At 37.2% G+C, this 10,191-nt stretch carries 9 protein-coding genes and 1 riboswitch; of the genes, 2 read left to right on the top strand and 7 right to left on the bottom strand.

Annotation, left to right across the window (positions count from 1 at the left end; all coding sequences use genetic code 11):
- Nucleotides 1-74 precede the first annotated feature (74 nt).
- The 7 genes from FC37_RS02995 to lysA are packed head-to-tail and all read right to left on the bottom strand — an operon-like array spanning nucleotide 75 to nucleotide 7,244.
- The gene (locus FC37_RS02995) at nucleotides 75-1,133 is read right to left on the bottom strand and encodes an aspartate-semialdehyde dehydrogenase (RefSeq protein ID WP_025006156.1); all 1,059 of its coding nucleotides are present in this window, start codon (nucleotides 1,131-1,133) and stop codon (nucleotides 75-77) included.
- Between the two features lie 2 nt (nucleotides 1,134-1,135).
- A complete protein-coding gene (locus tag FC37_RS02990; protein WP_025006157.1) occupies nucleotides 1,136-2,311 on the bottom strand; it encodes an aminotransferase class I/II-fold pyridoxal phosphate-dependent enzyme in 1,176 nt (391 codons plus the stop codon).
- A gap of 20 nt (nucleotides 2,312-2,331) precedes the next feature.
- A complete protein-coding gene (dapB, locus tag FC37_RS02985; RefSeq protein WP_025006158.1) occupies nucleotides 2,332-3,111 on the bottom strand; it encodes a 4-hydroxy-tetrahydrodipicolinate reductase in 780 nt (259 codons plus the stop codon).
- The gene (gene dapA / locus FC37_RS02980; RefSeq protein WP_025006159.1) at nucleotides 3,104-4,039 is read right to left on the bottom strand and encodes a 4-hydroxy-tetrahydrodipicolinate synthase; all 936 of its coding nucleotides are present in this window, start codon (nucleotides 4,037-4,039) and stop codon (nucleotides 3,104-3,106) included. The genes dapB and dapA overlap by 8 nt, the downstream gene beginning before the upstream one ends.
- Before the next feature lies 1 nt (nucleotide 4,040).
- Nucleotides 4,041-5,195, bottom strand: a complete 1,155-nt coding sequence (locus FC37_RS02975) for an N-acetyldiaminopimelate deacetylase (RefSeq protein WP_025006160.1) — start codon at nucleotides 5,193-5,195, stop codon at nucleotides 4,041-4,043.
- A 2-nt stretch (nucleotides 5,196-5,197) separates the two neighbouring features.
- Nucleotides 5,198-5,908, bottom strand: a complete 711-nt coding sequence (dapD, locus tag FC37_RS02970; protein ID WP_025006161.1) for a 2,3,4,5-tetrahydropyridine-2,6-dicarboxylate N-acetyltransferase — start codon at nucleotides 5,906-5,908, stop codon at nucleotides 5,198-5,200.
- Nucleotides 5,909-5,927: 19 nt separating this feature from the next.
- The gene (gene lysA / locus FC37_RS02965; protein ID WP_025006162.1) at nucleotides 5,928-7,244 is read right to left on the bottom strand and encodes a diaminopimelate decarboxylase; all 1,317 of its coding nucleotides are present in this window, start codon (nucleotides 7,242-7,244) and stop codon (nucleotides 5,928-5,930) included.
- 93 nt (nucleotides 7,245-7,337) lie between these two features.
- A riboswitch (Lysine riboswitch) is annotated at nucleotides 7,338-7,510 on the bottom strand.
- A gap of 203 nt (nucleotides 7,511-7,713) precedes the next feature.
- On the opposite strand from lysA, the gene FC37_RS02960 reads away from it, so the two are divergent.
- Nucleotides 7,714-9,087, top strand: coding sequence for an aspartate kinase (locus tag FC37_RS02960; RefSeq protein WP_025006163.1), 1,374 nt, complete (start codon nucleotides 7,714-7,716; stop codon nucleotides 9,085-9,087).
- Nucleotides 9,080-10,084, top strand: a complete 1,005-nt coding sequence (dapF, locus tag FC37_RS02955; protein WP_025006164.1) for a diaminopimelate epimerase — start codon at nucleotides 9,080-9,082, stop codon at nucleotides 10,082-10,084. The genes FC37_RS02960 and dapF overlap by 8 nt, the downstream gene beginning before the upstream one ends.
- Nucleotides 10,085-10,191: the final 107 nt, after the last annotated feature.

The raw sequence follows: 10,191 nt of genomic DNA, 5'->3' as shown, positions 1-10,191 counted from the left end.
AATTGGATCATATCTATCAAGCAGCTTAAGTGTTCAATTTATTATTGCAATTTACGGCTTTTTTCTTTTTAGTTTTAGATCAAATTCATTTTTACTAAGTATTCCGCATTTTCAACAGTGTTCCAAGCTGCACCCTTTAAGAGGTTATCAGCTACGATCCACATATTAAATGCACCTGGATTTTCATAATCAGGACGAATACGACCAACAAAAGTCTCGCGCTTACCTGCTGCATTAATAGGTTGAGGATAAATTTGATGTTTAATATCATCTTCAAGCACAACACCTGGGAAGTCAGCAACTGCAGCCATGATATCTTGAGTTGTTGCACTTTCATCTTCAACAGTGAAGTATACACTTTCACCGTGAGCAATTGGAACAGGGACTCTAACACAAGTTGCAGTGACTTTGATGTCTTTAGCGTTCATGTCGTTAAGCATAATCTTCTTGGTTTCATGAATCATCTTCCATTCTTCATGAGAATAACCAGAATCTTCTAAGACATCAATTTGTGGTAAAAGGTTAAATGCTAGTGGATAATGCTTCTTATCACCTTTAGTTGGCAAAATTTGTGCATCTGCTTGCATATCTTTGCCATCCAAATAATCTTGTGTTTCCTTTTTTAATTCTTCAATTGCGGCTTGACCTGCACCGGAAGCTGCTTGATAAGTTGAAACGATAATTTGCTTCAAACCAAACTTTCTTCTAATTGGTTCCAAAGCCATCACCATTTGAATAGTTGAACAATTTGGATTGGCAATAATACCGTGATGCTCTTTCAATGCATCTGGATTTACTTCTGGTACAACTAATGGGACATCTGGTTCCATTCTAAAAGCACTGGTATTATCTACACAAACTGCACCGCGCTTAACAGCTTCTGGTAAAAATTTCTTTGATACTGCACCGCCAGCTGATGAAAGAACTAAATCAACGCCATCGAAAGATTCTGGTGTAGTTTCCTCAACAGTTAAATCTTGATCTCTAAACTTTAATACAGTACCAGCTGAACGTGATGAGGCTAATAACTTTACACTTTTTACCGGAATAGTTGACTTAGCCAATTGATCAATCATTCTTCTACCAACAGCACCCGTAGCTCCTAAAATTGCAACATTATATTCTCTAACCATTTTTATTCAACCTCTTGTAAAAAATCATTCATTCTCTTCATTGCTTCTTGTAAGTTCTCATCGCTAGATGCATATGACAATCTTACATAACCTTCACCGCCAGGACCAAAGGCACTACCAGGAGTTACGCCTACCTTAGCTTTGAAGGCCAAGTCTAATGCAAATTGCATATCATCTTTGCCATATTGAGATGGGATTTTCGTAAAGATGTAGAAGGCTCCTTCCGGCTTTACTGCTTGCATCCCCATCTTATTTAATTTTTCTAAGACAAAATCTCTTCGTTTTTGGTAAACTTTGCGATACTCCACTGGATCATTTAATCCATTTTCTAATGCTTCAATCGCTGCGGCTTGGGATGAATCAGTTGTCGTTGTTACCATTAAGCCGTGTACTTTACCGATTTGATCCATAATTTTAGCAGGTCCTGTAATGTATCCTAAACGATAGCCAGTCATCGCATGAGACTTGGATAAACCAGAAATATAAATTGCTCGCTCAGGAATCAAACTAGCAATAGAATGATGCTCAACACCATAAGTCAAAGTACTGTAAATTTCATCAGTAATAACGTACAAATGATTTTCTTCAATTACCTTAGCCAAAGCCTTAATTTCATCTTCTGTATATTCCACGCCTGTTGGATTAGTTGGATAATTTAAAATCACGGCTTTAATTGTCGGATTTTCTTTAATAGTCTCAGTCAATTTTTGCGGCGTTAATTTGAAATTATCTGCAGTTGTGTTCATCAACACGTAACTGGCATCGGCTAAAGTAGCAACTGGCCAATATAATGAAAAGACTGGCGTTGGAATAGCTATCTTGTCACCAGGATTAGTAATAGCAAAAAGTGCAGCGTTGATCGCTTCTGTAGCACCAACTGTAACTACAATTTCTGTTTCTGGATCGTATTTAACGCCGATAGTCTTATCTAAATAGTTGCTAATAGCTTGTCGCAATTCTAATTTTCCTTTTTGAGGAGCATAGTGTGAATCATTATTTTGGATGCTTTTAATTGCGGCTTCTTTAACATGTTCAGGCGTATTCATATCAGGCTCGCCTAAAGTTAATTTGATGATTCCTGGAATAGTTGAAACCTTATTATCAAAGATTCTAATTCCTGAAGCTTTGACATTTTGTACTTTTTGGCTAAAACCTAAATCATTAGCTAATTCCGGCATAATCTTTCCTCCCTTTGTCTTTAAAGGATATTTTCTAAACCAATTACTAATTCATCTAATTGGTCAACTTTTTCTAACGCCACTTTTACTCCGCTCATAAATGAACCACGATCAAATGAATCTTGACGAATAGTTAATGCTTCACCTGGTCCCCCAAATAATACTTGTTCATGTGCAATATAGCCAGGCAGACGAACTGAATGAATCTTGATTCCTTGATAATCACCACCGCGAACATTTTTCAAGGTTTCCACTTCATCTGGTGCTGTTTGATGTTCAGGACGATTTTCAGCAATCATCTTAGCTGTAGCAAGCGCCGTTCCGGACGGAGCATCTTTTTTATCAGCGTGATGCATTTCAATAATTTCAACATCTGGGAAATATTTAGCAGCTTCTTTTGCAAATTTCATCAACAAAACTGCAGACATTCCGAAATTAGGAGCAATCAGACCGCCTACTTTTTCTTTTCTTGAAAGTTCAATCAGTTCTGCTTCTTGCTCATCACTCATACCGGTAGTACCTACTATTGGTCTAATATGATGTTGCAATGCAAATTTTACATTGTCATATACTGCCTTAGGTGTAGTAAAGTCGATCCAAAAGTCTGCTAAATGATCAGGAATTTCTGTTAGGCTCTTAAAAATTTTAGCGTCTGCAGGCAAATGATATTGTTCAGGATTATTTTCGGCAATTGGAGAAAGTCCTGCAACTACTTCAAAACCTGGCATATTGTTAACTAAATTCACGGCTTTTTGCCCCATGGCCCCCGTAAAACCTGCAATTAATACTTTTTTAGTCATTTTCAAGGTCCTTTCCTAAATCTAGTGGCAATTTTTGCAATAAAGCTTTATCTTCTAAGCCTAAATGCTGGGCTAAAGTTACTTTTTCTTCATCATTCAAGGCAACTAAAGGCAAACGACAATCTCCTGTTTCAAAACCTTGTGCATTTAAAACTGCCTTTACTGGTGATGGAGATGGATACATGAACAGAGCTTGCATTCTAGGCGTTAACCAACGTTGAATTCTTGCTGCTTCGGGATATTTTCCTTCATATAAAGCATCATACATCCGGCGCATTTCTTTAGTATAAATATGAGAGGCTACGGAAACGACACCATTTGCTCCGAGCAATCTTGCAGTTAAGGCTTGGGTATCTTCTCCGGTAAATACTTGAAAATCTGCTGCTTTATGATCGATGATGTATTCCATTTCTTCAAGGGATGCACATTGCTTAATTCCCTTAATATTATCTAATTTAGATAATTGAACAACCGTCTCTTTTTCCATCTTGACGCCGGTTCTGCCTGGAATATTGTAGATTAAAATTGGTATCTTAACGTTGTCATTCACTGCAGTAAAGTGAGCAACCATGCTGCGTTGATTTGGCTTATTATATGGCGGTACAACAACCAATGCATAATCAATGCCGTCAATTTCTGCCACTTCATTGGTAAATTTAATTGTTTCAGCAGTATTATTGCTACCAGTTCCGGCAATTACAACAGCACGACCGTTAACGATTTGACCAAAGTGTTTATACAATTCGATCTTTTCATCGTGAGTCAAAGTCGGGGTTTCACCGGTCGTACCACCTATCACAAAGCCATTACAGCCTTGCTCAATTAAGTAATTGGTTAATTTTTCCAAACTATCAAAATCAATCTTTTTATTCTCATCAAATGGCGTCACAATTGCCGTCAATAAATCTGCATCAATTAATGTAGCCATATTAGTTCCCCATTCTATCGATTAAAAATCCCTTAATTGCGTTAACTCCGCGCATAATACTTTTTTCGTCTGGATTCAAAGTTGCTGAATGCAGCTGTGAATTTGGATCACCAACACCTAGCCAAAACATTGTTCCTGGAAATTTGGCAAGTAAGAAGCCAAAATCTTCTCCTGTCATTTTTGGCTTAGTTTCAACAAAATCCACTTCCGGATTATTCTTCATATAATTAATGAAGTTTTTAGTTAGCTCTGGATTATTTTCTACTGGCCAATAACCACCCTGATTTAACTCAAGATTTACTTTCATGTTATAGCTACGAGCTATACCTTCACATAGATCACGCAACCGTTGATCAATTTGCAGAATCATTTTTTGCGTTAATCCGCGAATTGTTCCTTCAATCCGAGTCTGTCCAGCGATTACATTTCTAATAGTTCCAGCTCTAACCTTACCCAAAGTGATAACACCGCTTTGAATTGGATCGATACTTCGTGAAATAACCGTTTGTATTTGCATAATTAGACTAGCAGCAGCCACCACAGTATCATTAGCATTCTGCGGAAAAGCCGCATGACCGCCCTTACCAACCAAATCAATGTTAACTTCAGTAGTTCCTGCAAATAATGTACCTTCACGACAACCAATTGTTCCAGCCGGTAATTCAGGGTTATCATGCAAGCCATAGAATTCATCAGGTTTAAACTTCCCCTGAAAGATTCCTCTTTCATATGCTTTTTTACCGCCACTTTCACTTTCTTCAGCTGGCTGGAAAAAGAACAGCATATTATCCTTAGGCTGATTTTCACTGAAATAACTAAGTAGTCCTAATGCAACACTCATGTGAATATCATGACCACAGGCATGCATAACTCCTGAATACTTTGACGAAAAAGGTAAATCTGTTTTCTCCTCAACTGGTAACGCATCAATATCGGTCCGATAACCAATTGTTCTTTGCGGATTGCTTCCTTTAATTAGTACCAAAATCGCTGTTGGTAATTCTTCTGGTACTTTTACAGTTAAAAACTCTGAATTAAATCCCTTAATTACTTCTAGTAAATAATCATGTGTCTCTTTTTCTTGTAAAGCTAATTCAGGAATTTCATGCAAATGCCTTCTAATTTGAATTAGCCCGCTTTCAGTTAAAACTGCCATAATTAAATCTTTCTCAAGTTATCTTCTAGTCCTGTCTTGCTCTCAGTTTGATCGTCAACCTTTTTAATTACCTTAGCAGGAACGCCAGCTACCATCGTATGTGGTGCTACATCATGAGTTACGACTGCACCAGCGGCAATTACGGCACCTTCACCAACATGGACACCTTCGATCACTACTGCATTGGCACCCATTACTACGTTGTCGTCAATCTTAACTGGAGTAGCAGAAGCTGGTTCAATTACGCCTGCTAAAACGCTGCCTGCACCGATATGGCAATGCTTGCCGACGATTGCACGTCCACCTAAAACAACCCCCATATCAATCATGGTATCATCACCTATTTCAGCACCGATATTAATAATCGCACCCATCATGATGACTGCATTTTTACCAATAGCTACCTGATCTCGAATAATAGCACCTGGCTCAATTCGCGCATCAAATTTCTTCATATCAATCAGAGGCACAGCTGAATTTCTAGCATTATTCTCAATACGATAATCTTGAATCTTGTTGTAATTTTCTTTTAAAAATGGTTCAACATCTTTCCAATCACCAAAAATCACTCCGGAATGTGCTTCAGTGAAATTGTCGATTCCTTCTGGAAACTTAATTTGATCAAGTCGTCCCTTAATAAAGACCTTAACTGGCGTTTTTTTAGGAGCATTGCCAATATAATTGATAATACTTTTTGCATCTAATTTCGTCATAATCTTTCCCCTTTAAAAATTAATCTTCATTATTATATGGTTGATCTAAATGAACTAAATCTTCTAGACTTTCTCGTTTAATGACTAGTTGAGCCTTGCCCTTTTCTGCAAAAACAACAGCTGGACGAGCATTGCGGTTATAATTTGAAGCCATTGAATAACCATATGCTCCAGTATCAAGCATTGCTAAAAGTGATCCTGATTTAGTTGCTGGAAGTGCTTGATCTTCAGCTAAGATGTCACCACTTTCACAATATTTACCAGCGATTCTGACATGTTCAGTCAATTCAGCTCGAGGATCAGTAGCCAAAACTGTTTCATATTTTGCATCATATAGAGCTGGACGAATATTATCACCCATACCGCCATCTACGGTTACATATGGACGATGACCTGGAACAATTTTGCGACTCCCTGTTGTATATAAGTTATAACCGGCTGGTCCTACGATAGAGCGACCAGGTTCAATATCAATTTCTGGAAGTGGAAATGAGGCATTCTTAGCTTCTTCTTTGATAGTTTTAACAATTGCCCTAACAAATTCTTCTGGCTTTAATGGATTATCTTCTGCAGTATATTTAATACCAAAGCCACCGCCGACATTAATTACTTGAGCAGTATAACCATATTGACTACGCCAATTTTCAGCAATTTCCATTAATTTTTTAGCAGCCATTTCAAAACCATTCAATTCAAAAATTTGTGATCCAATATGAGCATGTAGCCCGATCATATTCATTCTTGAGTTAGCTAAAACTTGTTCTAAGGCTAAATCGGCTTGACCAGATTCTAAGTCAAAACCAAATTTACTATCGACCTGACCTGTTTGATCATATTCATGTGTATGAGCTGAAATGCCTGGCGTAATTCTTAACATGACATCAATTTTGGTATCTTGTTCACGTAAAACCTGATCCAATAACTTAATTTCATGAAAATTATCAACAATAATTTTGCCCACATGATTTTTAACGGCCATTTCAATTTCTGACTTGGACTTATTATTACCGTGAAAACTGATTTTCTCTACTGGAAAATGTGCTTTCAAGGCTGTATATAACTCTCCATCTGAAACCACATCAGTGTAAGCTCCTTCTGCTGCAGCTACTTGGTACATCGCTATACAAGCAAATGCTTTGCTGGCATAACTGACGGCATACTTTACATTTTCTTCTTCAAAAACCTTTTTAAAAGCTCTAATTTGATTACGAATTTGTTCTACATCGTATACAACAAGAGGTGTGCCATACTTTTTAGCTAATTCAACTGTATCAACACCGCCAATAGTTAAATGTCCTGCTTGATTGATCTGATTTTCTAAAATTTGTGAATTCATATCTTGCCCCTAGTCTCTATCCATGCGAAGCACCCAATAAAAAAATCCATTGTCTGCGCTAAACAAACAATGGATTAGTCTTCACTTAATCTAATGGTCGATAGCGCTCCGCGAATTTTGTCCGCGACAGTCCGTAATTTATTCAATCACGACCCAGCTTATCCCTTTAGCCTGGTTTAAGCTTCGGCAACCTCCCCTTTCGCAATTAGTCTTCGTTTTGCCTAACTCGTAATTGCTACTTATGTCAGTTGCGCCTCTTCGATTTACATGTAGTCTACATTCTTATTAAATTTTAGTCAATACTTTTTATTGATTTTTAATTTATACTATATATGCTTTTCTATTCAAGGCCAGTATTTTCAACTTTTTGTTGCAAGATTAAAAAATAATGCTAAAATTCAAATTAATTTAGTTTGGATCCATTTTTAAATTAACGAATTATGAAATTTCACTTTAAGGGGATTATGTTATGAAAGTAGTTAAGTTTGGTGGTAGCTCTTTAGCTAACGGACAAAATGTAGAACAAGCATTAAATATTATTTTAAGTGATCCTGAAAGACGCGTAATCGTAGTTTCTGCGCCAGGTAAAAGAAACGATGACGACATCAAAATCACAGATCTTTTAATCAAGTACGCCAATATGACACTTAAGAGTGAAAATACTGATGAAATCGTCCAAACCATTTTTATGCGTTATCAAGAAATCGGGCATTTCTTTGGTGTAGCTGACGAAGAACTTAAGGTTATCAAAGAGATACTTTTAGCTTTACCTAGCAGAAATTATCCTAATTCGAGCTACTTAATGGCCGCTTTTAAAGCTCACGGCGAGCGTCTTAACGCCCGTTTAATTGCCATGATATTGCAACATCAAGGTGTTAAAAGTCGCTTTCTTGATCCAACAGAAGCGGGTTTAATCGTTACAGGCGAACCTAACGATGCATTGGTCAATCCGGAAAGTTATCTCAATCTTGACCAAGTAAAAATAGAACCTGATGAACGGGTTATTTTCCCTGGATTTTTCGGTATCACCCCATCAGGTAATATTGCCACATTTTCACGTGGTGGATCCGATATTACTGGGGCGATTCTAGCTCGCGGATTTCATGCAGATATGTATGAAAACTTTACAGATGTTAACGGAATTTTTGCAGCTAATCCGCATATTGTAGATAATCCACAATCCATTAGGAAAATGACTTATCGCGAGATGCGAGAACTATCTTATGCGGGCTTCTCTGTTTTTCACGATGAAGCTTTGATTCCCGCTATTCAAGGCCAAATTCCTATCAACGTAAAAAATACTCATGAGCCTGATCAACCTGGTACTATCATCGTTCCAGACAAGGACTTTGTACCAGATAATGTTATTACTGGTGTAACCAGCCAAAAACAATTCTCAGCTCTTTATTTGCATAAATATTTGCTAAACAAAGAAGCTGGTTTTACTTTACGTATCCTACAAATCTTGTACAAGCACAATGTGCCATACGAACACATGCCTTCTGGTATTGATGACATCACAATTATTTTTAACAATGATTTCCTAAATGATCAGCTAATTGATCAAATTTGTAATGAAATTCAAGCAACAATCAATCCAGATCAACTTGAATGGATTGACGATTATGCCATTATCATGGTCGTTGGTGAAGGAATGAAGAAATATCATGTTGTTAGTCGCCAAATTTTAGATTCTTTAGGTGATCACGATATTTCACCTCGCATGATCAACCAAGGTGCATCCCAAATCTCAATGATGATCGGAACCAAGAAGGAAAAGGCAGACGAAGCAGTTAAAATTATCTATCAACAATTTTTTACGAAGGGAGAAAATCATGGTTAAGTTATTAAAAGTACATGGGTCACAAAATCATTTCTTTATCCTTGATCAAACCGAATTGAAGCAAGAATTGTCTGATTCTGAACTAAAAGAATTAACTATTAAGCTTACAGATTCACAAACTGGTCTTCTTGACGGTGCAGACGGTGTATTAGTAGTCAATAAGCCAGTCAGAGAAAATGCTTTGGCCCAAATGCGTGTTATCAACGCCGACGGTAGTGAAGCTTCAATGTGTGGCAACGGGCTTAGAACTGTCGCTCGTTATTTAAGTGAAAAGTACCAAAAAACTAATTTCTTGGTTGATACAATGAATGCTAGTCTCCGCGTTAGAAAAGACGATGACTTTGCCCCAAGCGTTCCTGCCTTTGCAGTTGAAATTTCGCCTGTCCATTTCAATAAAGAAGCCTTGCCATTTGATAATTTAGGACATGATCGTCTAATAGATGATTTTGCTCCTGAACTTTATCCCGGTTTACGTTTTTCTTCTATTGCCGTGCCGAATCCCCATTTAATTAGCTTTGTTAATCAAAAACAAATAACAGGTCCTATCCTAGGAATCGTCGGTAAACGACTCAATAGTGAGAATCCTTACTTCACTGATGGTGTTAATGTTAATTTTGCTCAAATCCTTGATAAGAATCGCTTATTTGTGAGGACTTATGAACGCGGTGTTGGCTTTACCAATGCTTGTGGAACTGGAATGTCTGCTACCTCATTAGCATTTTGTTTAACCAAACCAGAAATGGCAGAATTTGACACACCAATCAACGTTTACAATCCAGGCGGCATGGTAAAAACCATTGTTCACTATGAAGACAATAATTACTGGATTGAACTCATTGGAAATGCGACCTTTACTCATCAAATTTCTATTGCTGAAGAGGATTTAAGAAATAGGAACTTTGCTAATGCACAAATCACTGAAACTAATGAACAAACCGCCTATGAAAGATTTGTCGATAATTTACCTAAATTCAACGACATTACAACTTTAGCGTAATCAAAAAGACTTGCTTTTTTTAAAGCGAGTCTTTTTTGTATTTAATTTAAATCGTAAATTGCAATAATAAATTGAACACTTAAGCTGCTTGATAGATATGATCCAAT

It is taken from the genome of Lactobacillus gallinarum DSM 10532 = JCM 2011 (assembly GCF_001434975.1).
GTDB lineage: Bacteria > Bacillota > Bacilli > Lactobacillales > Lactobacillaceae > Lactobacillus > Lactobacillus gallinarum.
The sequence above is the reverse complement of the archived record's forward strand: the minus strand, read 5'-3'. Positions and strand labels throughout refer to the sequence as shown.

Coding starts and splice junctions, on each gene's coding strand:
- FC37_RS02995 (WP_025006156.1), bottom strand. CDS start 1,133: ATGGTTAGAGAATATAATGTTGCAATTTTAGGAGCTACGGGTGCTGTT.
- FC37_RS02990 (WP_025006157.1), bottom strand. CDS start 2,311: ATGCCGGAATTAGCTAATGATTTAGGTTTTAGCCAAAAAGTACAAAAT.
- dapB (WP_025006158.1), bottom strand. CDS start 3,111: ATGACTAAAAAAGTATTAATTGCAGGTTTTACGGGGGCCATGGGGCAA.
- dapA (WP_025006159.1), bottom strand. CDS start 4,039: ATGGCTACATTAATTGATGCAGATTTATTGACGGCAATTGTGACGCCA.
- FC37_RS02975 (WP_025006160.1), bottom strand. CDS start 5,195: ATGGCAGTTTTAACTGAAAGCGGGCTAATTCAAATTAGAAGGCATTTG.
- dapD (WP_025006161.1), bottom strand. CDS start 5,908: ATGACGAAATTAGATGCAAAAAGTATTATCAATTATATTGGCAATGCT.
- lysA (WP_025006162.1), bottom strand. CDS start 7,244: ATGAATTCACAAATTTTAGAAAATCAGATCAATCAAGCAGGACATTTA.
- FC37_RS02960 (WP_025006163.1), top strand. CDS start 7,714: ATGAAAGTAGTTAAGTTTGGTGGTAGCTCTTTAGCTAACGGACAAAAT.
- dapF (WP_025006164.1), top strand. CDS start 9,080: ATGGTTAAGTTATTAAAAGTACATGGGTCACAAAATCATTTCTTTATC.